The sequence below is a fragment of the Methylobacterium sp. Leaf456 genome (genome assembly GCF_001425465.1).
In the GTDB taxonomy this organism is placed as follows: Bacteria; Pseudomonadota; Alphaproteobacteria; order Rhizobiales; family Beijerinckiaceae; genus Methylobacterium.
The window spans coordinates 167,456-187,405 of sequence record NZ_LMQV01000004.1; the positions used below are offsets into that span (position 1 = coordinate 167,456).

The window sequence follows — 19,950 nt, forward strand, 5'->3', positions numbered from 1 at the left end:
GGCGTTCCCTGATCGGCGTCTAAGTACCTGAAAAGATTAGGAACGGCGCCATTGGGCGGCGAGCGGCGGCGGGCGAACGCGACATGAAGCGCGACATGGATGCGACGAGAGGCGAGCATGAGCAACGAGCAAAATTCCGATCTGCTGCAAGGCTATGAGGCCATCGGCAAGCATCTTCACATGAGTCCCGATGCGACAAGGCACCGGGTGAAGTCGGAGGGCATCCCGGTCTTCCGGATGGGCCGCATCGTCTGCGCCCGCCGCTCGACGCTGAATGCGTGGCTCGTCGAACGCGAGGCCAGGGCCGGCAAGCCGGAGGTCCGCCCCTAATGCGCGCGCCCTCAGTCCAGCATTTCGAGGTGGTGGTGAATGGGACCGCCATCGGGTCCGTCACGCAGCTCCCGTCCGGCGACTGGTTCGGGGACGTGGGCGGCGAGCGCCGGCTTGGGCCGTATCGGACGCCTACCGAGGCGCGGGCCGCGGTGGTGGCGCGAAGCGAGGCGCAGGCCGCCGCCCGCGACACGAAGCCGGGGACCGGCCCCGATGCGTGACCTCGGCGCCGTCGATGCCCTGTGGTTCGCCTCGCACCCGGAGGAGACCCACCGCATCCGCCCAGCGACCGAGGAGGAGGCCGCCGCCTTCCGAGTCGTGCGGCTGGCCTTCCCGAAGCTTATGACGGTGGTGCGCCGATCGGACGGGGCGAGCACGAGCGTCGCGGTCCCGGCCGGCGACGACATCGAGCGGGCGGCGGATTTCGAGCTGGCCGGCTGGTTCGATGCCGACCTCGACGCCGCGGCGGACCTTCCCCCTTAAGGCACCGCCTTAGAGCGCGAGCAACAGTTACCCCGCGGTCAGACCCTACCGAAATACTTCTCGGCCTCTTTGAAGATGACCGCGACGGCCAAATCCGAGGCAGGGGGGCCAAAACTCGCAATTTCCTCGCCGGCAGTAGTAGTTGTATTAATTATCCCGTGATCCGGATATAAGGTAATCACCAACTCAAAGATATCTGAGGGAGCCCTGCGAAACATGAGACGTTGAGCCCAAAACTTTCCTGTTAGATCTGATCTGATATGATATAGACCTGTCTCGTAATCCTTAGATAAAGATCGAACTTCGGCATCGATCTGCTGAACTGCCTCAAAGATTGGCTTATACAAATTCCTTAGCCGCTGAATCAGCATGGCCTCGGTTTCAACATCAGGTCTAATTGCTTGTGACGCGCTCGCGCGAAGCGAGGCAAGGCGGCTTTCGTTTGACATGGCTCGGTCCCCATTATTTGAGGTGGGCGGTCTGATCCTCGAAGAACGGGCGGTCAATCCCCTCCGTTTGAACTCGGGCGAAACTTACCGCTCGTTGGATGTCATGACCTATCGCGCAACCAAAGCGTGACAAGGCATGGTTTACCCGCATTTAGAGCGATGCACCGCCTACGGCTCGAGGGCCTTGAGGCGACGCCAAAATTTCGGCCCCGCGCGCCGGCACCGGCTCCTACGCGACGCGCCAGCGACGCACTCCCCGAGGAATTGGCCATGTCCGACCGCGAACCACCCCACCGTGGGGCGCTCGTGCCGCTCACCTATGGCGGCAAGCCCATCCACGACCGCGGCGAGATGGTCAGCCTCACCGACATGTGGCGGGCGGCCGGGGCGGACCCGAGCAAGCAGCCGGCAAAGTGGCGCGAACTGCCATCGACGCGGGATTTCGCGGCCCACCTCGCGGACGTAATTCTCCGAAAATCGGAGGATGGGCTGTTCGAGAGCCGGCGCGGCGTCGGCGGCGGCACCTGGGCGCACTGGCAGCTCGCCTTGGCCTATGCCCGATACCTGAACCACGACTTCCACGCCTGGGCCAACAAGGTGGTGCGGGAGCGGATGCAGGAGATGCACGAGGCGCCGCGGCTCGCAGCCAAACCCAGCGACCCTGAGATGGTCCTGCAGGTGATCCAGCACCTTCAGGCGCAGATCGCGGCGCAGAACCCCCGCGTCGCCGCGCTCGACCGGCTGGAAGGCGCCGAGGGCTCGCGCTGCATCACCGACACGGCGAAGCTGCTCAAGATGTCCAGGGACGCGCTGACGCGCTGGCTCGTGGCGAACCGCTGGATTTACCGGCGGCCCGGAACCGAGACGTGGTTGCCCTACCGGGACAAGGAGCAGGCACTGCTGCTTGAGAGCGTGCCCTACCACTTCACCGGCACGGACGGGACCGCGCGGGTGCGGATGCGCCTCCTTGTGACGCCGAAGGGGTTGGCGAAGCTAGCGATTTTGCTTGATTAGAACCGCAACAAGCCAGTCGCCTACCCAATTAAATTTTTGTCTCAATACCTTCCACTTCAGAGTGAATTTTAACCTCGGCAGCTTGGCATCCATCCGCATGTATGGGGCGACTAATTCGTCGAACACATCATTGAACTTGACAATTTCTAACGTAAATTTGTCTTCATCGTCTAACAGCTCTTGGGTTGCAAGATCGAAGCCTAAGAGTGCCTGCCTGCGGCCATTACTAGATAATCTGTTGGCCGCCCTCCAAGCTCGCTCAATTGCGATGATTACTTCTGGACCGAATAAAAATTTTGATTTCAAGCTACCTTGAGCTAGCCGACTTAGCACCGTGGAGTCGGCACCACCTGTGCCTCTCTGTATAATTTCCATTGTGGCGCTATTTACTAAGTCGTAAACCTCTAATCTTTGCTTAAATAAGTCTAGCACAACCTTTTCTTTTGCGGTCTGCCATTGCCGATATGCAATAAGACTAGCTATGCCGCCCGCCACTAAGGCGACAAACGGCGTTCCAATAGCCTGAACATAAGCTGTCCAATGGGGCTCTAAGGGCGGGCACATGCTGCTCTTGGTCCTGGGCTCGATGCCCACACCTTAGCCTTTATGGGCAAACCTAACCAAGCGACCATCTATGCGAGCAGCCCGGAGACGCGCCGATGCCGAACGCCAAAGGCGATCTAAGCCCCGAGGAAGAGGCCGAGATCGAGACGGTCTATGTCGAGGCCAAGGCGTGGGCGCTGGCCGCCGCCGAGCGAGCGGACCCGAATGCGGTCGCCTCCGCCCTGCTTCTGGTGGGGATGCACGTCTACGAAGATAGTTTGGGGACCGTGGCCATTGCCGAGCTACTGACCGAACTCGCCGAGGGCGCCCGAGCCAAGGCCGATGCCGGACCCTCCGGCAAGCACCGACACTGAGGCCCCGCCATGCCGATCAAGACGCTCGCGCCGAGACTGCGCGCCGCGGATCTCAGGACCGCCAAGCCGCCGGCCTACACATGGGCGACTCGCAAGGCGACGGAGGCCAATCAGGAGTTCTACCAGACGCCCGAGTGGAAGGCGCTGAGAACCCGCCTGACCCGAGAGCGCGGCAAGCGGTGCGAGGACTGCGGTCGCACAGGAACCCGCATCTACTGCGACCACGTGGTGGAGCTGAGGGACGGCGGCGCGGGGCTGGACCCGAGCAACATCCATCTGCGGTGCGGATCGTGCCACGTGAAGAAGACGGCGGACGCCCGCGCGAGACGACTCGGCCTTCGATAGCTACGCGCGCCTAGTCGCTAGTCTTCGCCCGTGTAGCTTCTAAGCGTGATAATGCCCTCCGGTGTTATGTTCGCGTCCATACGCTCAGCGGTAAATTCCACGAGCTTACCGTCAAGCCGATATGTAAGCCGCACCTCTCCTCCGTTCGCGAAACGGATATGATGGCTGCGAACTTTCTCAGTGCTATCGATGTTGTGATACAGCACTTCAGTAAGATCACCGATGACTACCGATTTTATTTTATCTAATTTCATTTTAACGGTGCCGAATTCATCGACGCTTATAGCTCCTGCAGTGGTTTGTAGCTCGACGGAGCCGTCCTCGCGCTCAACGCCGGTCACGTGCGGGCCGCTAATCTTCTTGTCGCCGTCTGACATTCGGGTCACTCCTCCGATGATTCGCTCTGCACTCTAGGATGGTGCGCATAAGAGGGCGAGCGCTCGTCGCATGGGGGAGAGGGGCAAAACTCGAACGGGTGAGGGGGTCGGCATCGCAGGGGTATCCATTCGCAGATTTTTTTGCTGTGGGGCGCGTGATGGGTGCGGAGTTGCTGCGGATTTGCCAATGCCGCGAGCGGTTTAGCCCTTTTGAAATCAGCGATTTTAATCAATTCGGGCAGCGGCTTAGGTCTGCTTTGACGCACCCAAGTTTGGCTAAGGTCTGCTAACTCTCAACTCCGCAGCAACTCCGCAGGGTACGCACCCGGTACGCGCCGGCTGAGCACTGCTTACTGGCGGCCTCGGTTCGCCCTCAACCGACCCCCCCCTTCCAAAATTGCATCGCAGTGCGCACGGACCTCCCCATCCGGTCCCGGTCCCTGATGCCTGCGAGATTGGACCCGCCCGCACCCATGACAGACATCGGCCTGCTCCGGCGGGTCGCCGAGCGCCGAGAGTCGGAGGCCGACCGCGAGGCGCTGGCCGACCGCCTTCGCTCCTACCTCGACGGCGCTTCCGCCGGGCTCAGCCTGGACGCGGCTTTCGGGCTCGTCCCTGGCGCGGGGTGCATTGCGTGGTGGCGCGTCGAGGCGCTGGCGAAGCGAGACGCCGCGCTCCGGGCGCTGGCCGCTCGCCACTACGACAGCCTGACGGTGCGGGCGCAAGCATCCGCGATCCGAGCCACGCTCAGTGCCTACGCCTCGGGGTGCTGGCGCTTCGATAGGGCCAGCCTATCGGCACCCATCACGTACATCGGCACCGAGCGCGAGATGCTCTTCGACGTGATGAAGGCGCGAGCCGCGGTTCCGAGCGCACGTCAAATCCGGCGCGTCCTCAGTCCCTAAGCGTGGGCCATCAACCCCCGCTTTTCATGGCCCACGCAGGCACTCAGGTTCGCAGCATGTACCAGCCGCCCCACCTCGCGCCCTACAGCATCCTCGACCGAACCGCCGTGACGGCGAGGGGGGTGATTGCCCGGCTGCGCGGCATTGCCGGGATGGGAGAGGCGCCCGAAACGACGGAGCAGGCCGCAGAGCGCCGCAGGTCGCAGCGGAGTGCGGCCGGGGCCGAGATAGCCCGGATCGAGGCCGAGCGCGACGCCGAGTTGCCCCGCCTCGCAGCCGCTGAGGAAAGGGCTCGGAAGCATCTCGAAAAGCTGACGCCCGGCTATCAGCAGGCCGTCGCGGACTTCGATCGTGCGCAGGCCGTGCATAGCCGCCGAGCCCACGATTTCGCCTATGCGCGCGAGCTGGCCGGCCGGCGGATCGTGGCGAACGCCGATCCGGTCATCGATGAGTTCCGGCAGGATCTCTTCGCGCTGTTGGAGGCCAACAGGCTCACGCCCATCGACCGCGACATCCGCCGCACGGATCGCTGGGACGTGAAGGCGCAGAAGTACGACTGCGAGGAGTGGAGCAACGTGCCCGCGATGAATGCCCGGCGCATCGCCATCCTCGACGCGATCAACGAGGCCGAAGGCATGAAGGGCGAACCGGATCAGACGGGCATCCGCGACCGGCTGGTGAAGCTCGTGGAGGCGCTGCCGGACAACACCGTTCTCACGAAGGTCGCAGGCTGATGAGCATTGATCGCATCCTCGCCGCCGCCGCCGCACAGCCTTGGGCGCTGATGCCCGAGAAACTGGCCGAAATCCGCGCCTTCTTGGAGCTGCGCAGCGAGGGCGTGCGCTTCACCGCCGCCGAGATCGAGGCTCGGGTCGGGCCCGGCCGGACGGGCGAGAGCGGTGTGACGGGGCCCGGCGCCGTCGCGGTCATTCCGATCATCGGCATCATGACTCAGCGCGCCAACATGCTCGACGCGATCAGCGGGCCCGGCGGCACCTCGACCGAGATGGTGGGGGCGCAACTCCGGCGGGCCATCGCCAACCCCGACGTCAAGTCGATCCTCTTAGAGATCGATAGCCCCGGCGGCTCGACCTACGGGGTGCAGGAGCTGGCCGACGAGGTGCATCGAGCGCGGGATCGCAAGACCGTCGTCGCGCAGGTCAACAGCCTCGCGGCCTCCGCCGCCTACTGGGTTGCATCCGCCGCGAGCGAGGTGGTGATGACGCCGGGCGGCGACGTGGGTTCGATCGGCGTCTACGGCACGCACAGCGACATGTCGGGTGCGATGGAGAAGGCCGGCATCCGCAAGACCTTCATCTCGGCCGGGAAATACAAGACCGAGGGGCATCCGTTCGAGCCGCTGACCGATGAGGCCAGGGACTACGCGCAGCGGCGGGTGAATGAGGCCTACGAGACCTTCGTCGGCAGCGTCGCCCGCGGGCGCGGCACGACCTCGGCGCAGGTCAAGGCCGAGTTCGGGCAGGGCCGGACGGTCGGCGCGCGCGAGGCGGTGCGGCTCGGCATGGTCGATCGCATCGGCACCATGCAGGACACCTTCCGGCGGCTGAGCACGGCCGCGCCCGTCGGCTCGCCGTCACGTGCGCTCGCACCCGCCGGGATGCTGGCCGCCGATGCCCTGGCCGCCTCCGGGCGCGACGAACTGCGCCGCCGCCGCCACCGCCTAAGGACGCTGTGACCATGCGTGAGGTCCATCTGTTCCCCGGCCACGCCCGCCGCGCAGAGGTGCTGACGACCGCGCAGGCCGCCGCGGCGCTGCCCCTCGCCGAGGGTTTCCACCACGTCCGCGAGGCTGCTGCCCGGCACGCTGCCGAGGTGCGCACCTTCGGCGACCACGAGGCGGTGATTGCGGCCGACGCCGCGGGGTTTGAGCGCGCCGTGACCGCCGCCGTTGCCGACCTGCGCGTCGATGCCCTGATCGCCGATCCAGAGGAGCTGCGGGCAGCCCGCGGGATCGTGGGCGACCTGTTCGCTGTGATGCGAGGCCGACGCCATGCCGAATGAGCCCAGGGGGGTCCATCTGGCTCTCGAAAGCCTCATGGCGCCCGAGCCGCGCCGCCGCCTCATCCAGGCCGTGGCCGACAACATGCTCGAGCGCACGAAGCGCGAAATCCGCGCCGCCGGGGTCAACCCCGACCGCTACAAGACCTTCCTCGACGGGCGACAGGTTCAGAACCTCGACGGGCTCAATCCCGACCACTGCACGATCACCTACCAGTTTCAGGCAGGGGTGCCGCCGGAGGTGGTGCATGGCTGCCTCGACCTGCTGCGCGCCAACTCGCCCGCCGTGACCGGCCGTTACCGCGAGTCGCACCGGGTCTATGCCGACAAGGCGGACGTGACCGACGCGCTGCCGCTCGCCGACGACAAGGCAGAGGCCGTCAAAGAATACGTCATCATGCCGACCGTCCCCTATGCTCGAAAGGTCGAGAAGTGGGATGGCGTCTATGAGGGCGTGACGGTCATGGCGCAGCGCCGCTACGGGAACTCGGCCGAAGTTTACTTCGAATTCCGCTCGCCGATACTGCCCTACGTTCCCGGCGCCTGGGGTAAGGCCGACCGCGCCGCACTGCGCGAGCAACCGAACCGCATCAAGACGATGCAGCGCGAGCGCGAGACGCGGCTGCCCTGCATCTTCATCCGACCCTTGGGGGCGTAACCATGTCAGGCGTTCGCGTCGAACAGCTTCGTCTCGAAGTCGAGACCCACGGCTACGACGAAGCAAAGCGGCAGTCGGACGGCCTCGCGAAGTCGCAGGACGGCCTCGCCAAGTCGAGCGTCTGGTCACGGGGGGTGTCGACAACACCTACACCGTGCTCACGAATGGCCGGCTGACCGAGTTCGGGCCCGGCCTCGCGCTCCTCCTGAAGGTAGACCGCGGCAACACCGGCCCGGCTTTTCTCGCGCCTGACGGCCTTGCGGCGCGCCCCTGGCTCGATGCGGCCGGCACTCCCTTCGCCGAGGGCCAGCTACAGGCGGGCCGCTTCGTCTGGGCGATCCCCGACCCGGACCGTAACGCGTGGATCTCCGACCTGTTCGGCGGTCTCACCGTGGCGCTGTTCGATGCCGTGATGCGGAGTTGGTGGATCTCGCTGTCCGATGACCCGCGCGGCATCGGCCCGAACGCGCCCTGGCGCAACGGCGGCACCGTTGGCTGGACCGGCGAGGATAACCCGGCCTTCACGATCACAAGCCCCGAGGGTCGCCGCCTGACCCTTCAGCTGATCCGCGAGGCGCTGCCGACCTCACCCGATGGGTTGCGACCCGGCGAGCCCTGGCTCAACGGCGAGACCATCGCCTTCGTCCCCGACCCGAACGCCTGACACCGTCGAACGCTCGCACCGAGGAAGCCCCCATGCGATCCATTCTCTTGCGCGCCCTGGTGGTCGGCGCGATCCCGCTGGCCTTGACGCCAGCCGTCGCGTTCGACCCGGCGAAGCTGCCGTCCCCGACCTACAACCGCCTCGGCGTGGATCGTCTGACGATCCAGGGCCCCGGTTCGACCGGCGACGCATCGAGCCTCAGCGTCCGCCCGCCGAACACGATCACCGCGGCGCCGCTGTCGGACCTGCTGAAGAACGTGCCCCGCGTCGGCGACGACGGTGCGGTCTCAATCCTCAACGGACCGACCCTCGGTACCTTCCTCAACGGGCGGTTCACGGCGCAGCCTGGCGCGTTGGTTCTGCCGCCAACGGACCAGGGGTCCAGCGGCGACGTGTCGGCCATGAGCGTGGTGCCGAACCCGGCGGCCCCCGACGCCAGCCTTGCCAAGCGGCTCCACACGCCGATCTTCGGCGGCCCCGTCACCGCGCCCAGCCTCACGCTGAGCGCGCCCGGCTCGACGGGCGATGTCTCGGCAATGAGCGTCGCCCCGAGCGCGACCGCGCCCGACGGCAGCCTCGCCAAGCGACTGCATACGCCGACCTTCACCGGCCGGGTGACGGCGCCGGCCCTGTCGCTGACGGCGCCCGGCTCGACCGGCGATGTCTCAAGCATGACGGTGGCGCCGAAGCTCGGCCCGCCCGCGGCTCCCCTCGACACGCTGCTCAGCGCCGTGCCGGTGCCGTTCTCGAAATACGGCCCCGGCGGGCAGCCCGGCGTCGATGCCACCGCGACGTTCGCCGCGATCCGCGCCGACACGACTTCGCCGACCGTGTTCCTGCCGCCGGGGCAGTACGAGGTCAGCGAGTGTCCAACGGATCATTACTTCCGCTCCAACACTACCCTGGTCGGTGCCGGCATGGGCCGGACCCGGATCAAGTTCACGGGCACGAGCTGCGCCATCAATCTGTTCGCCTGGGGTGGCGGGCGAGCGGACTTCGGCGCCCGCGACCTGACCATCGACTGGAACGGCGCCACCTGCGCGAACACGGGCGGCGTGTGCGGCGCCTTCTACATCACCGACAACACCCGCGCCCGGATCGAGAACGTCGAAATCGTCGGAACCACGGGCGACCGGTGGTTCCACGCCCAGGTCGTGGGCTCGACCAACGGCGTGCTCCGCAACAACCGCATCCAGCCGCGCGACTGCGTCGCCGACTGGCTCTCGAATACCGGCATCTTTATCGGCGGCAGCTACTCGCTGTCGTCCTATCGAACCGCCTCGATCTCGGGTAACACGCTGACCGTGGCGGACCCGCCCGACCCGACGAAGCCGCCCCACGCCATTAAGGTCGGGCAGGCCGTCGTGGGCGGCCCGTCCCTGCCGCGCGATCTCTACGTCACCGCTCTCGGCACCGGCACGGGCCAGGGCGGCACCTACATCCTCAGCAAGGCCGTGCCGGCCCCCGTGGCGAGCGGCACGCTTCACCTCACCTCGACCTACGGCTGGACGATCGAGAACAACCGCATCGTCAACACCAACATGAGCATCGACTCGCCGATGCACACGACCCGGAACAACGAGATCGGGCCGTTCTGCACCGGGCCGGGCATGAACACCTCGAAGCAGGCGACCTACCACACCAGCATCGGCGATTTCATTCATGACGGCCCGTCCGATGCGGGCGGCGACAGCCTCTACGACACCGGGCTGGAGTTCCACGGCGCGAACACGCTGATCGCCGACTCGCGGGTGTCCAACGTCTCCAGCGCGTGCCTGTCCTATTCCGGAGGGCGCACCATCGTCCGGGGCGGCAGCTGCGAGCGCTTCAACACCGGCGCGATCGAGGACTCGGCCTTCACGGGCTCGATCTCGGGCAGCACCCTGACGGTCACGAGCGTCGCAAGTGGCAAGATCCAGCGTGGCCAGAACGTCACCGGCTCAGGCGTGGTCGCGAGCACGATCAAGGCCGGGGGCACCGGTACGGGCGGCGTCGGCACCTACACGCTCGACAAGGAGCAGGCCGATGTCGCCAGCACCGCCATGACGGGGACGCTCACCGGCAACGGCGGGGCGCTCTACGCCTCCAACGGCGACGAGAACGGCTCCAACGCCTACATCTCGAACTACACCGTCCGCGGCAGCGGCACCGCGGGCGAGAAGGCTTGCTTTGCCGACAACGTCGGCGCCACGAACATCCGCATCCAAGGGCTCCAGTGCTCCGGCACCTCCGGCACCTCGCCCTACCGCATCTTCGGCGGGACGACGGTGGCGAACATCGGCACGATGTCGGCCCGAGGCCTGACAGTCTACGATGGCAACCCCTTCACCACCTCGCCGAAATACGCCGCGGGCATCGCGACCGAAAACGGCGGCGACCGACTGGTAATCGGCATCAACGACAGCCGCGTCGGCACGCAAATTACGGCGGATCAAGGGTCGTATATGCTGATGCAGCCGGGGTTCCTTCCCTTCCAATTGTATACCCGTGCGGCAGGGGCCGCCACCGCATCGTCTGTCCTAAACTTTACGCTGACAGGCGGTATCTATGCGAGCGACAATATCACGGCTTCCCGCTTCACTGCGGGATCGTCGGCCGGCGTCTCCTGCAACGGTCCGCCAACGGCGAATTTTCAAGTCACGGGCGGTATCGTGACCCGCTGCTGACAACACCTAGGTGCTGGCCCGCCCTCCCAGCGCCTAGTCCCTCCGCTTCGTCACCACGTATCCGCGCCGGCCCAAGCACTCGATCATCTCGGACAGCGCAGCCGGATCGATCTCGCCTGCCTCGCAGGCTCTCACCGCCCCGGCTTTCCCAACGATGACGACCTGGGTCTGGTCGGCCGGGCCCTGCCAGATGAGACGGCCATAGCCGGTCTCCAGCACGGTCGGATCTTGGTCACGCACGGGCCACATCTGCACCGCGTCGGCGATCCGGTGACCGAGGGTTCCGCCCTCAAGTCGCAATTCGCCGACCTGCTTAATATTCAATGAGATAAGAGAGATTTCCGTCATAAATTATTCTCCGTCCCATGCCGGGGGCGGATCTCATATCACAGAGTAGGTCGGGCGTCCTGCCGCAGCTTGCTCTGATCTCGCCTGCCGTCACCACCGGAGAGCACCACCATGTACGTCGCTGCAATCCAGCGCGCTCTGATCGCGCGCGGGTATGACGGGGAGGGCCGCTGATGGCCGCCTCCTCCATCATGACGCCCCTCGGCATCGCCGCCCTGAAATCCCGCGAGGGCGTCCGGCTGAAGGCCTACCTCGACAGCGTCGGGGTGCCGACCATCGGCTACGGGCACATCAAGGGCGTGGCGCTCGGGCAGAGGATCACCCAGGCGCAGGCGGATGCCTTCTTCCTCGACGATCTGGCGAGCCACGCCCTGCCGATCCTGTCGAGCATCAAAGTGCCCGTCGCGGATCACGAGCGGGATGCCCTGATCTCGATCGCCTTCAACATCGGTGTCAGCGGCTTCCGCGGATCGACCTTCCTCAAGCGGTTGAACGCGGGCGACCGCAGGGGCTGCGCCGAGGCGATCATGATGTGGCGCAAGCCGCCGGAGATCGTCAGCCGCCGCACCGCCGAGCGGGACCAGTTCCTTACGCCCTACAGCAAGGCCGCGCCCAAGGCCCGCAGCGTGGACGCCCGGCCGGTTAGCGTGCCGCTCTCGACGCTGACGCCGATGGACATGCCGCCGGTTTCCGGCCCCGTCTTCGCCCCCGCGCCGCGCAACCCTGGCGCGCCGGCTCCGATGCCGCCCTTGCCCCCAGCCATCGTCCAGCCAGCGCGGCCGTCTTGGAGCGACCGGCTCGTATCGTGGCTGAGCCGTCCGTGGTTCGGGTGATCCCCGCCCCGCACACGCTGCCGACGACGATCGCCGGGGCGCGGTCGGGGGTGAGCGAAGCCTGAGAGGAGATCACCATGCCGAAATTTCGCAAGAAGCCCGTGGAGATTGAGGCCGTTCTGTATTGCGGCCAGTTCAACACCGAGATCAGGCCGTGGCTCATCAGCGCGAATGTCCAATGCAAAAGCGATCACGCGATCATCCGCACCCTCGAAGGCGACATGAGATGCGAGGTCGGGGACTGGATCATCCGCGGCGTGAAGGGTGAACTGTACCCCTGCAAGCCGGACATCTTCGCCGCGACCTACGATCCGGTGTGAGCAGGGCTCGGTCATGTTCACCGCCGACCAGATCGTCGCCCATCTCGTCGGCGACTACCTCCTGCAAAGCCACTGGATGGCGACGGAGAAGACGAAGCGCAGCCTCGCCGCGGCGATCCACGCCGTCGCCTATACGGTGCCCTTCGCCTTCATCACACTTGACCCGCTGGCCCTCACGCTCATCGCGGCCCTTCACTTCCCGATCGACCGCTGGCGCCTCGCCCGCTTCGTCGTCTGGCTGAAGAACGGTGCCCGCGGCCCAGTGACGGCGACCGGCTACACCGACGACGTGCCGCCGTGGCTGGCCGTCTGGCTGCTCATCATCGCCGACAACGTGCTGCACATCCTCATCAACGGCGCCGTCCTCGCGCTCGTCTGATCCCCGCCGCCGGCCGGACCAGCCGCGCACCCCTCCCACATCGAGAGACACCCCCATGATCCGCGCGCTTCTTCTCGCGGCGCTGGCGCTCGCCTGCGTCGGTTCTCCGGCTATGGCTGGAGCCATCGGCGTCAGTACCAGCGAGCGCCTGTACGCCTATGCCGTGCCCGCCTCTGTCATCTTCGCGCTCGCCTGCTGCGGCATGATCCTGCGCGCGCATTTCCGCGGTCGCGTCCCGCCGCCCGACGCGCGCATCTGGCTCGTCCCGCTCGCCTTCATGCTGACCATGCTGGTGGGGCCGGCGCTCGCAGAGACCGTCACGGTCAACGGCCAGCCCGTGGTCATCCTGCCCTGGGGCGATCAGATCGCAGCCTTCGCCGTCGCTCTGCGTGAGCCGATCCTGACCGTGCTCCTGCCGATCGTCGCGGCCTACGCCGTCCAGGCCATCCGCCGGGTTTACCCGTGGGCCGCGCTGTTTCTGTCGCAGAAGCGGGTGGAGATGATGCTGGAGGCCGCCGTTGGCTACGGTCTCAACGCCGTCCAGGGCGCCGCCAAGGGCAAGACGCTCTCGGTCGAGGTCGCGGTGCCCGTCATCGCCAAGGGCACGCAGTACGTCATCGACACGGCCCCGGCGGCGGTCATCAAGGCGGCCGGCGGCAGGGACGGCATCGCCGCCCGCATGTTCCGCAAGCTCGATCTGGACGAGGGCGGCAGCGAGGCGACCGTGCTGGCGCCGGCTGTTGAGCGGATGGACCGGTTCCCGCCGCCCACCGCCGAGGAACTGCGCGACGCGGAGCTCATGACGCGAGGCTGATCCGGTGCTCGTCTCCGAGGCCGCCGCCCAAGCCCCGAACCCGCAGGCGGTCATCGATCAGACCGCCTCGTTCTACCTGAATCAGGGCGTGCTGGGCGCGACGTGCCTCGTCTTCATCGGCCTGTTCATCGGCGCGTGCCTCGTCATCCGGGCCCTCTACAAGGATCTGAAGAGCAGCCACGCCTCCGCGCTCGCGGCGCAGATCGCCGATCGCGAGAAGCTGGTGCTCGCCCTGAACGCGGCGGCTTCGGCTGCCGAGAAGGCGGCCACGGCGCAGGCCAGCCTCGCCTCCGCGCTCGAGACCAACAAGGACGCCAGCGAAGACCTCACGAAGCAGGTGGAGCTCGCGGCACAGGAGACCCGGCACGCCGTCGGCAACATCCTGGCCGCCATCAACGGCCTTGCCACGCAGGCCGCTCGGGGGCGCCCATGATCTGGAGGCGCGTCATGCTGTGGTTGTTCCCAAGGCCGCCCGCGCCCCCCGATCCGGCTGTGCTCGACGCGCTGCTGGCGCAGACCATCGAGGCGCAGCGGCGGGCTGGCGACGCGGCCGAGGACGTCACGCAGGCCGCCGACGACAACCGCGAGCATGTCGGGGCCGCGGTCGGCGCCCTTAAGGAGCGGTCGGCCGAGCGTCTGCGCCACCGCGGGCGCGGGCACCTGTCCAGCGATGTGCGCGCCGTCGTCGAGGCTACCCTTCAGCAGATGGACGAGCGCGCCCGCCACGGGCAGGAGAGATCGCGGTGATGGTCTACAACGAGGGGCCGACCGGTATTCGGCAGCTGCTCTACCTGACGGCTTTCGTGCTGTTCATCGGCTACCAGTGCGTCAACATTTTCGTGCCCAACGCCGACATGATCGTGGCGACGCGCATCCTCGCCGCGGCTTTCTACAGCGTCGTCGTCTACGCCTATCTCGGCGACGCCTGGGCCGCCGTGCGCCGGCCCGTGCCGACCAAGGCCGACTTCCTCATCGTCGGCATCTGGCTCTCGTTCCTGTCGCACCTGATGCAGACGGTCTACGCGGCAATCTACCGGCTCGCGGACGCGCCGCAGTGGCTCCTCAACGCTGAGATCGTGCCGGTGATCGTGCTGCTCTCGATGCTCGGCGCGGTGTGCCACGTCGCAGCGACCGGCTCGGTCAACGGCGAGGTGCCGCGCCGCAGCCGGATCGCCCTCGGGATCGGCGTCGGAGCGGCCGTGCTGATCGTCGGCGCCGTGGTGGCGACCCGTCCGGATATCGGCCCGGCGGTCGAGCGGGCGCGCCCGTGGATCGGCGACTGGTGGCGCACCGGGTTCGTGCCGGGCGGCATCCCGACCGGGCCGCCGCCGGCCTAATCCGCCCCACCCCTCCGCCCACCACAAGGCGCCCAGCTTCGGCCGAGGCGCCTTTTTCGCGTTCAGGCACAATCGCCTATCTGCGCACCGCGGCTTCCCGCATGAAAATCACGTCGGCAGAGCGCAAATATGGAATGTGAGAAGACGTTTGATTCTTGATCGAGTCCAATTTATATCCGAGCGGATAAAAGAAGTCCTCGAACTTCCAAATATTAATATGGTCCGTGGCATCCTTCGATATTCCCGCTTCGACCTGAATAAAGTCGATTGCGCCTGCGCTCAACATCGGGCCAAAGCCGATGAGGGCCTGGAAGTCGTCTCCTTTGGTGTCAATCTTTAAATAGTCGATATGAGAGACGCCGTTATCCGCGCAAAAGCTGTCGCCGCGAACCATGCCCACCTCAATTGAGTCGGGGGTCCCTGGCGGAACTAGTTTGTTGTTGGCAGAGTCTGGGCCAGAAATGGTTGTAATAAAAGCTCTCTTGTTCTCGGAACCAAGAGCTAGGTCGTAAAACTTCACGCGATCAGGCTCGCTGGATCTAGCAATATTTCCTTTCATTTCAACGAGTGTGCTCGGCACAGGTTCGAACGCCCAAACCTTTGCCTCTCTAAAAGCGCTCAGAAAGTTAGCCGTTACCAGCCCGACGTGCGCGCCGACATCAAAAACATTTTTGATTTTTAGCCTCGGCCACTTCTTCTTGACATATGCAGCAACATTGTCGTCAAGATCGCTATTTTGCAGTTGCGCCATGTTCGAACCTGCCAAGGATTTAGCCGCCGATTTAGCCGACGATGAAGCATTCCCGTCGGGTTACCGAGGGCCGCGCCACGGGGCAAGTCCGGTCGCGCTGGCTGCATTAGGCGCATCGCGGCTTCGTTGCCGCCGGGCGCCCGCGCGCAGCCTTCAATACGATCCACCGACGGAGACGCGCCATGACGGCGCTGGCTCCCCCTCGCGCTCTGATCGTACGGCTGCATAACGGGGGGCGTCAGGCCGTCACGTCGGGCCCCACGTGCTCTCCAGCCACTTTCGCTTGCTCTCCTCCCGTGCGATCTTCCCGCTCGTCGACTTGATCAGGAAGCCGCGCGGTAGGACCGCGACGTAGGTCGGGGCGATGCCGCAGATCGCCAGGACAGCGTCGCGTAGGGCGCTCTTGAGGGCGTTTTCGTCTGCATCCTCACTTGGCTCGGCCAGCAGCGACAGTCGGCCCGACCCGACCGCCTGATCGTGGGGCGCGCAGAGCAAGACACGACCGGGGGCGATGCCGGGCAGGCGGGACACCTCGTCCTCGACCTCGTGGGCGATGATGTTGCGGCCGTTGACGATCAGCATGTCGTCGTTACGGCCGTAAACGGTGAGCTGCCCGTCCTTCACCCGGCCGATGTCGCGGGTGTCGTACCAGCCATCGCGGATGCGTTCGGCGGTCAGGTCGGGCTGGGCGTGGTAGCCCTCGAACAGGAACGGGCCGCGCAGATAGATCGTACCGACCCCGCCCTCCGCCATGGGGCTCCCGTCCTCTCCGCGGACCTCGATCTCGACGCCTGGCAGCAGCGTGCCGGACGAGAGATAGGGCGAGTCGGCATCGCGCGCCGTCGGTGCCCCGAGATCGGTCTGGGTTACAGCGAAGACGTTCTCGGCCATGGCATAGCTGACGCCGAGTTTGTCCGGGCCGCAGCCCATCGCGGCGTAGCGCCCAGCGAAGGCATCGAAGCTCGCGCTGCGCGCCGGCTCCGAGCAACTGATCACCCCCCGCAGCGAGGTCAGGTCGAAGGTCCGCGCGCCGTTATCGGCCCGAACGATGTGGTGGAACGCGAAGTTCGGCAGCCAGACGAAGGCCGCGCGCTGTTGCTCGATAAGGTGCAGCAGCAGGGTTGGGTTGGCGACCCATTCCATGGCGTCGAGGCTAACGATCGGGTTGCCCATGATCGTTGGCATCAGGAAGCTCGTGATGAGGCCCATGTCGTGATAGAGCGGCAACCATGAGGCGATCCCGTCGCCCGGCTTCAATCCGATGCTGCTCGCATAAGCTTCCACGTGCCGCCGCACGGTGGCGTGGCTCAGCATCACCCCCTTCTTGTGGCCCGTCGTGCCCGAGCTGTGCTGAAGGAAGGCGGTCGCGGTCGGAACGGTCGCGGGCAGAGCGTTGACGGACTCCGCCAGCGTCTCGGCGGTGACGGGCTCGATCTCCTCGATCCGCTGGACCGGCACGGAATCCGGCAAGGTTCCCTCGAGCGCCCGCGTCGTGAAGACGGCGCCGGGGCGGACGCGCTGGAGCAGGACGTCCATCGAACGCCGAAACACCTCCGGGTCCTGCTTCGACGTGAGCGGCGGCAGGATCGTCGGGACGAGCCCGGCCAGAACGCAACCGATGAAGGTGGTGTAGATGTGCTCGGAATGCGGGAGCATGATGCCGACGATCGCGCCGCGCGGCAGGTGATCGAGGCGGCGGGCGGCACCGAGCGCGTGGCGCAGCATCCAGCCGCAATCCAGGGTCCGCTCGGCGCCGCGGCTCACGAACAGCGCGAAGCGTGCGTCGGGCGTGCACAGGGCCCGATCGACGAAATCGGCGAACAGGTTGGTCGCGGGCAGCTTCACCTGGGACAGGTCGACCGGGGGCATATTGGCCTCTGGATCGGGCGTGACCGCCGGCTCGGCCAGGGCCTGCGCGACCGCAGGCGCGCTCGACGCCGCATCGGGCGGCGTGTCCGGCTCATCCGAGGCGACGAGGCCGAGATGGCGCAATGCCGCGCGGATGGCCCCGACGGTTCTGGCATCGGCCGTGTCGTCGAAGGAGAACTGGATGCCGAAGACGGTTTCCAGATGGGCCATGATGTTGAGCTGGCTCAGGCTGTCCCAGCCATCAACGGTGTCCGAGCCCGAAGCCTCGGTGACGAGCGTCGGCGCGACCTTGAGGTAGTCGGCGATCGACCCCGTGAGGGAGATCGGGACGGTCGAAACCGTGTCCGCGGCCGGACCGCGGCCGTAGCTCCGGATCCCCATCGGCGCCGTGTCCGCCCCCGAATCCTCGTCCGCGGGCGGTGGTGCCGCCTCCTGCGCAGGCGGGGGTGGCGGATCGGATCGAACGGGTGCGGCGGCCAGCGCGGAGGGCGCCGGTTCGAAGGCGACCGGCGCGGCCACACCGGGATCGAAGGCGATCGGGTTGGCCGGCAACCCGTCGAACTTCGCCACGGTGGTGAGGTAAATGTGTCCCGCCAGTGCCCGGTAGATCGGATTGTCGAAGTGATCCATGTCGGGAAGCTTGTAGAGCTTCGGCGGCAGCTCAATCGGCGGGATGATGGTGATTCCGGACCCGGCCATCCGCTTGGCGAATAGCGGATAGAATGTGCGCGCCCGTTCCTGCCGGAACGGATTGCTGTCGGCATTATGATAATGCGTGCAGAAGAACACGATCCGCGCATGGGGCTGCAACGCCCTTAAATATTTGATGATTGTCGCCCAGCTCTCGACCGAATCCTCGGTCTCGATGAAGGGGGTATATTTGCAAAGCGGCCAGAACTCCTTGAGTCGCGCGCTTTCCGCTACGGGAAAGTTCACCTTGAACTCGCCGAGGTCAGCGTTGTTGTAGTGCACCAGCTGATGGCCAATATCTCCCAAATTATCCATCATCAGTAGATCGAATTTTTCGTAGACCAAATTGTGTATAAAGGGCTTCGTCTCCGGCGGCAGATTGTTTCGGCCTGACAATTCCCGATAGTTCTCGGCTAGTGCGCCGTCGAGCCATGCTTCTTTCGGATGGCCCTGGTACGAAAATAACTCTCGAAGTTTTTCAAATTCTGGAAGCTTGCTCCGCTGCTCAATGAAGTACTCAACGAAGTGATCGCTACGAACTATGCTGACGGCGTTGAGCCTCGCGCAGCCAAGATCGGTCATCAAAGCTGTCGGAAGGCTGGACAGACACGTTCCCAGCGATGCGATTTTGAGCATTATCGTAATGAACTTCTTCGCAGATGATCATGCCTCGGCGCGCACGGTGCGACGGGCGGCTTTGTAGAGCATGGTTCCGCGAGCCTTAAAAGGGAGGCTCCTTCTAGAGTGAGGCAGCCTTCGCGCGCATCGTCGATAATGCCGTCGCCCCCCCGCCCGCTGCAGGCGCCCGGCTTCTGCTAGGCGCCTTTTTCGTTTCAGGCGTGCAAATTGCACTCTGCTCCCTGGCAAACCCGCTGCCCCCAGGCCCAGCCTGCGGGCCATCAAATGTTCCCTCCGCCGGCGTCAACCGGCGTGGGACCATCTGGTATCGCGGCGCATCCGGAGAAGCTGAATTCCTTAATTTGCTGGCGACAACCAGGGCGTTAGCGACCTGATGCCGCCCATTCGGCGCAGGATTGCTTGTACTCGCCGATGATGGACTCCAGGCTGCTCGTAGTGAAGTTCTGCTTAGAAAGCAGAAATTGCGGGTACTGCGCTGTAGCGATCTCGTATAAGCGCGAGGCGAAAGGCTTCTCAATCAGGCGTGACTTGGTACGCTTCCAGCAGATCACCTGATTAGGAGCTTCGGCGGATATGCGCATCTCGATCGAGGGAAAGAAGGTCTCAATGAGGTAGAGCAGCTTAAACACGTCCCCAGTCCAGCCGGTGTAGCTTCCGTCGGTCATTGGCACGACCTTAAGCCACAAATCCAAGTGGAGAGCTTCGCACCAGTTGGCCGGCCGAATGTCGTCGATAATGACGACGGCGTCGTTCTTAGTGAAACTCATAACGTTGGTGAAGTCACGCAGCGTCTGCTCGGCAGTATGCAGACCGTCGATGAAAGCCACATCAAACGGCTTGCCGATCTCAACATGATCGGCAAAGTATTTATCCGACGGAATTCGAAACATTTCAAAATCTTCACCGAGAAATGATTCGTCCTCAAACTTGGGCTGAGGATCAACGCCGACCCTCCAATCTGCCTTAATCTCTTTAAATGTAAGACCTTTCTCAACGCCAATTTCCAAATAACGCGGCTGGTCAAACAGAGACAGGAAGCTGTTGATTAATTCGGGCCGCTGCATGGTGTCCCCCGCCGTTATTAAAAACGAATCATGCCTGGCTCGGGTGGTACGGAAACGCCTTAAGGAACGCAAGCGCGCG

The 19,950-nt window shown here is 65.1% G+C and carries 27 protein-coding genes; 20 read left to right on the forward strand and 7 right to left on the reverse strand.

What is annotated here, in order from left to right:
• The first annotated feature begins 117 nt into the window (after positions 1–117).
• Genes ASG52_RS06000 through ASG52_RS06010 form a run of 3 tightly spaced genes read left to right on the forward strand, consistent with a single transcriptional unit; the run spans position 118 to position 813 of the window.
• Positions 118–330, forward strand: coding sequence for a hypothetical protein (locus ASG52_RS06000; protein ID WP_056240397.1), 213 nt, complete (start codon positions 118–120; stop codon positions 328–330).
• Positions 330–551, forward strand: a complete 222-nt coding sequence (locus ASG52_RS06005; protein WP_056240399.1) for a hypothetical protein — start codon at positions 330–332, stop codon at positions 549–551. The genes ASG52_RS06000 and ASG52_RS06005 overlap by 1 nt, the downstream gene beginning before the upstream one ends.
• Positions 544–813 (forward strand): hypothetical protein, encoded by a 270-nt coding sequence (locus ASG52_RS06010; RefSeq protein ID WP_056240401.1) that lies wholly within the window; start codon positions 544–546, stop codon positions 811–813. Before ASG52_RS06005 ends, ASG52_RS06010 begins: the two co-directional genes overlap by 8 nt.
• A 38-nt stretch (positions 814–851) precedes the next feature.
• Here ASG52_RS06010 and ASG52_RS26930 read toward each other — a convergent pair whose 3' ends face one another.
• On the reverse strand, positions 852–1,262 hold the full coding sequence (locus tag ASG52_RS26930) for a hypothetical protein (RefSeq protein ID WP_156383809.1): 411 nt from the start codon (positions 1,260–1,262) through the stop codon (positions 852–854).
• 270 nt (positions 1,263–1,532) lie between these two features.
• On the opposite strand from ASG52_RS26930, the gene ASG52_RS06020 reads away from it, so the two are divergent.
• The gene (locus ASG52_RS06020; RefSeq protein WP_056240405.1) at positions 1,533–2,276 is read left to right on the forward strand and encodes a phage antirepressor KilAC domain-containing protein; all 744 of its coding nucleotides are present in this window, start codon (positions 1,533–1,535) and stop codon (positions 2,274–2,276) included.
• On the opposite strand, the gene ASG52_RS26935 is transcribed toward ASG52_RS06020, so the two are convergent.
• On the reverse strand, positions 2,256–2,840 hold the full coding sequence (locus ASG52_RS26935; protein WP_156383810.1) for a hypothetical protein: 585 nt from the start codon (positions 2,838–2,840) through the stop codon (positions 2,256–2,258). The genes ASG52_RS06020 and ASG52_RS26935 overlap by 21 nt on opposite strands.
• Positions 2,841–2,935: 95 nt before the next feature.
• Between ASG52_RS26935 and ASG52_RS06025 the strand changes: the two genes are divergently transcribed.
• Both ASG52_RS06025 and ASG52_RS06030 read left to right on the forward strand, forming a co-directional pair.
• On the forward strand, positions 2,936–3,193 hold the full coding sequence (locus ASG52_RS06025; protein ID WP_056240406.1) for a hypothetical protein: 258 nt from the start codon (positions 2,936–2,938) through the stop codon (positions 3,191–3,193).
• A 9-nt stretch (positions 3,194–3,202) separates the two neighbouring features.
• On the forward strand, positions 3,203–3,538 hold the full coding sequence (locus ASG52_RS06030) for an HNH endonuclease signature motif containing protein (RefSeq protein ID WP_056240408.1): 336 nt from the start codon (positions 3,203–3,205) through the stop codon (positions 3,536–3,538).
• A gap of 17 nt (positions 3,539–3,555) precedes the next feature.
• On the opposite strand, the gene ASG52_RS26940 is transcribed toward ASG52_RS06030, so the two are convergent.
• Positions 3,556–3,915 carry a hypothetical protein gene (locus tag ASG52_RS26940; protein WP_156383811.1) on the reverse strand — a complete coding sequence of 120 codons (360 nt, stop codon included), beginning with the start codon at positions 3,913–3,915 and terminating at the stop codon, positions 3,556–3,558.
• A 473-nt stretch (positions 3,916–4,388) separates the two neighbouring features.
• Between ASG52_RS26940 and ASG52_RS06035 the strand changes: the two genes are divergently transcribed.
• The 7 genes from ASG52_RS06035 to ASG52_RS06065 all read left to right on the forward strand — a co-directional run bounded on the left by ASG52_RS06035 (position 4,389) and on the right by ASG52_RS06065 (position 10,827).
• Positions 4,389–4,820, forward strand: a complete 432-nt coding sequence (locus ASG52_RS06035; RefSeq protein WP_056240411.1) for a hypothetical protein — start codon at positions 4,389–4,391, stop codon at positions 4,818–4,820.
• 56 nt (positions 4,821–4,876) lie between these two features.
• On the forward strand, positions 4,877–5,554 hold the full coding sequence (locus tag ASG52_RS06040; protein WP_056240412.1) for a hypothetical protein: 678 nt from the start codon (positions 4,877–4,879) through the stop codon (positions 5,552–5,554).
• Positions 5,554–6,516 (forward strand): signal peptide peptidase SppA, encoded by a 963-nt coding sequence (gene sppA / locus ASG52_RS06045; protein WP_056240415.1) that lies wholly within the window; start codon positions 5,554–5,556, stop codon positions 6,514–6,516. Before ASG52_RS06040 ends, sppA begins: the two co-directional genes overlap by 1 nt.
• Before the next feature lie 2 nt (positions 6,517–6,518).
• Positions 6,519–6,842 (forward strand): DUF6074 family protein, encoded by a 324-nt coding sequence (locus ASG52_RS26945; protein ID WP_056240416.1) that lies wholly within the window; start codon positions 6,519–6,521, stop codon positions 6,840–6,842.
• 34 nt (positions 6,843–6,876) lie between these two features.
• Positions 6,877–7,497: a hypothetical protein gene (locus ASG52_RS06055; RefSeq protein ID WP_056240419.1), complete on the forward strand. Its 621-nt coding sequence runs from the start codon at positions 6,877–6,879 to the stop codon at positions 7,495–7,497.
• A 154-nt stretch (positions 7,498–7,651) separates the two neighbouring features.
• Positions 7,652–8,161 (forward strand): hypothetical protein, encoded by a 510-nt coding sequence (locus tag ASG52_RS06060; protein ID WP_056240422.1) that lies wholly within the window; start codon positions 7,652–7,654, stop codon positions 8,159–8,161.
• A 32-nt stretch (positions 8,162–8,193) separates the two neighbouring features.
• Positions 8,194–10,827: a pectate lyase family protein gene (locus ASG52_RS06065; protein WP_056240424.1), complete on the forward strand. Its 2,634-nt coding sequence runs from the start codon at positions 8,194–8,196 to the stop codon at positions 10,825–10,827.
• 33 nt (positions 10,828–10,860) lie between these two features.
• Here ASG52_RS06065 and ASG52_RS06070 read toward each other — a convergent pair whose 3' ends face one another.
• On the reverse strand, positions 10,861–11,175 hold the full coding sequence (locus ASG52_RS06070) for a hypothetical protein (protein WP_056240428.1): 315 nt from the start codon (positions 11,173–11,175) through the stop codon (positions 10,861–10,863).
• Between the two features lie 173 nt (positions 11,176–11,348).
• Here ASG52_RS06070 and ASG52_RS06075 point away from each other — a divergent pair, with 173 nt between their 5' ends.
• From ASG52_RS06075 to ASG52_RS06105, 7 genes are all read left to right on the forward strand, one after another.
• Positions 11,349–12,008, forward strand: a complete 660-nt coding sequence (locus ASG52_RS06075) for a lysozyme (protein WP_056240429.1) — start codon at positions 11,349–11,351, stop codon at positions 12,006–12,008.
• Positions 12,009–12,085: 77 nt separating this feature from the next.
• Positions 12,086–12,328 (forward strand): hypothetical protein, encoded by a 243-nt coding sequence (locus ASG52_RS06080; RefSeq protein WP_056240431.1) that lies wholly within the window; start codon positions 12,086–12,088, stop codon positions 12,326–12,328.
• A 13-nt stretch (positions 12,329–12,341) separates the two neighbouring features.
• On the forward strand, positions 12,342–12,707 hold the full coding sequence (locus ASG52_RS06085; protein ID WP_056240433.1) for a DUF3307 domain-containing protein: 366 nt from the start codon (positions 12,342–12,344) through the stop codon (positions 12,705–12,707).
• Positions 12,708–12,762: 55 nt separating this feature from the next.
• Complete coding sequence (locus tag ASG52_RS06090; protein ID WP_286158957.1) at positions 12,763–13,521, forward strand: hypothetical protein; 759 nt, start codon at positions 12,763–12,765, stop codon at positions 13,519–13,521.
• A gap of 4 nt (positions 13,522–13,525) precedes the next feature.
• Complete coding sequence (locus tag ASG52_RS06095) at positions 13,526–13,954, forward strand: hypothetical protein (RefSeq protein ID WP_056240435.1); 429 nt, start codon at positions 13,526–13,528, stop codon at positions 13,952–13,954.
• A gap of 14 nt (positions 13,955–13,968) precedes the next feature.
• On the forward strand, positions 13,969–14,268 hold the full coding sequence (locus tag ASG52_RS06100; protein ID WP_056240438.1) for a hypothetical protein: 300 nt from the start codon (positions 13,969–13,971) through the stop codon (positions 14,266–14,268).
• Positions 14,265–14,858, forward strand: a complete 594-nt coding sequence (locus tag ASG52_RS06105; protein ID WP_162249975.1) for a hypothetical protein — start codon at positions 14,265–14,267, stop codon at positions 14,856–14,858. Before ASG52_RS06100 ends, ASG52_RS06105 begins: the two co-directional genes overlap by 4 nt.
• Positions 14,859–14,934: 76 nt before the next feature.
• On the opposite strand, the gene ASG52_RS26000 is transcribed toward ASG52_RS06105, so the two are convergent.
• The 3 genes from ASG52_RS26000 to ASG52_RS06120 form a co-directional block, all read right to left on the reverse strand.
• Positions 14,935–15,609, reverse strand: coding sequence for an FkbM family methyltransferase (locus ASG52_RS26000; protein ID WP_082552382.1), 675 nt, complete (start codon positions 15,607–15,609; stop codon positions 14,935–14,937).
• A 246-nt stretch (positions 15,610–15,855) separates the two neighbouring features.
• Positions 15,856–18,750, reverse strand: a complete 2,895-nt coding sequence (locus ASG52_RS06115) for an AMP-binding protein (RefSeq protein ID WP_156383812.1) — start codon at positions 18,748–18,750, stop codon at positions 15,856–15,858.
• A 419-nt stretch (positions 18,751–19,169) separates the two neighbouring features.
• Complete coding sequence (locus tag ASG52_RS06120; RefSeq protein WP_056240448.1) at positions 19,170–19,871, reverse strand: class I SAM-dependent methyltransferase; 702 nt, start codon at positions 19,869–19,871, stop codon at positions 19,170–19,172.
• Between the last annotated feature and the right edge of the window lie 79 nt (positions 19,872–19,950).

Bases quoted from the DNA above. Each gene is read 5' to 3' on its own strand.
- ASG52_RS06000 (WP_056240397.1), top strand. From the start codon at position 118: ATGAGCAACGAGCAAAATTCCGATCTGCTGCAAGGCTATGAGGCCATC.
- ASG52_RS06005 (WP_056240399.1), top strand. From the start codon at position 330: ATGCGCGCGCCCTCAGTCCAGCATTTCGAGGTGGTGGTGAATGGGACC.
- ASG52_RS06010 (WP_056240401.1), top strand. From the start codon at position 544: ATGCGTGACCTCGGCGCCGTCGATGCCCTGTGGTTCGCCTCGCACCCG.
- ASG52_RS26930 (WP_156383809.1), bottom strand. From the start codon at position 1,262: ATGTCAAACGAAAGCCGCCTTGCCTCGCTTCGCGCGAGCGCGTCACAA.
- ASG52_RS06020 (WP_056240405.1), top strand. From the start codon at position 1,533: ATGTCCGACCGCGAACCACCCCACCGTGGGGCGCTCGTGCCGCTCACC.
- ASG52_RS26935 (WP_156383810.1), bottom strand. From the start codon at position 2,840: ATGTGCCCGCCCTTAGAGCCCCATTGGACAGCTTATGTTCAGGCTATT.
- ASG52_RS06025 (WP_056240406.1), top strand. From the start codon at position 2,936: ATGCCGAACGCCAAAGGCGATCTAAGCCCCGAGGAAGAGGCCGAGATC.
- ASG52_RS06030 (WP_056240408.1), top strand. From the start codon at position 3,203: ATGCCGATCAAGACGCTCGCGCCGAGACTGCGCGCCGCGGATCTCAGG.
- ASG52_RS26940 (WP_156383811.1), bottom strand. From the start codon at position 3,915: ATGTCAGACGGCGACAAGAAGATTAGCGGCCCGCACGTGACCGGCGTT.
- ASG52_RS06035 (WP_056240411.1), top strand. From the start codon at position 4,389: ATGACAGACATCGGCCTGCTCCGGCGGGTCGCCGAGCGCCGAGAGTCG.
- ASG52_RS06040 (WP_056240412.1), top strand. From the start codon at position 4,877: ATGTACCAGCCGCCCCACCTCGCGCCCTACAGCATCCTCGACCGAACC.
- sppA (WP_056240415.1), top strand. From the start codon at position 5,554: ATGAGCATTGATCGCATCCTCGCCGCCGCCGCCGCACAGCCTTGGGCG.
- ASG52_RS26945 (WP_056240416.1), top strand. From the start codon at position 6,519: ATGCGTGAGGTCCATCTGTTCCCCGGCCACGCCCGCCGCGCAGAGGTG.
- ASG52_RS06055 (WP_056240419.1), top strand. From the start codon at position 6,877: ATGGCGCCCGAGCCGCGCCGCCGCCTCATCCAGGCCGTGGCCGACAAC.
- ASG52_RS06065 (WP_056240424.1), top strand. From the start codon at position 8,194: ATGCGATCCATTCTCTTGCGCGCCCTGGTGGTCGGCGCGATCCCGCTG.
- ASG52_RS06070 (WP_056240428.1), bottom strand. From the start codon at position 11,175: ATGACGGAAATCTCTCTTATCTCATTGAATATTAAGCAGGTCGGCGAA.
- ASG52_RS06075 (WP_056240429.1), top strand. From the start codon at position 11,349: ATGGCCGCCTCCTCCATCATGACGCCCCTCGGCATCGCCGCCCTGAAA.
- ASG52_RS06080 (WP_056240431.1), top strand. From the start codon at position 12,086: ATGCCGAAATTTCGCAAGAAGCCCGTGGAGATTGAGGCCGTTCTGTAT.
- ASG52_RS06085 (WP_056240433.1), top strand. From the start codon at position 12,342: ATGTTCACCGCCGACCAGATCGTCGCCCATCTCGTCGGCGACTACCTC.
- ASG52_RS06090 (WP_286158957.1), top strand. From the start codon at position 12,763: ATGATCCGCGCGCTTCTTCTCGCGGCGCTGGCGCTCGCCTGCGTCGGT.
- ASG52_RS06100 (WP_056240438.1), top strand. From the start codon at position 13,969: ATGCTGTGGTTGTTCCCAAGGCCGCCCGCGCCCCCCGATCCGGCTGTG.
- ASG52_RS26000 (WP_082552382.1), bottom strand. From the start codon at position 15,609: ATGGCGCAACTGCAAAATAGCGATCTTGACGACAATGTTGCTGCATAT.
- ASG52_RS06115 (WP_156383812.1), bottom strand. From the start codon at position 18,750: ATGACCGATCTTGGCTGCGCGAGGCTCAACGCCGTCAGCATAGTTCGT.
- ASG52_RS06120 (WP_056240448.1), bottom strand. From the start codon at position 19,871: ATGCAGCGGCCCGAATTAATCAACAGCTTCCTGTCTCTGTTTGACCAG.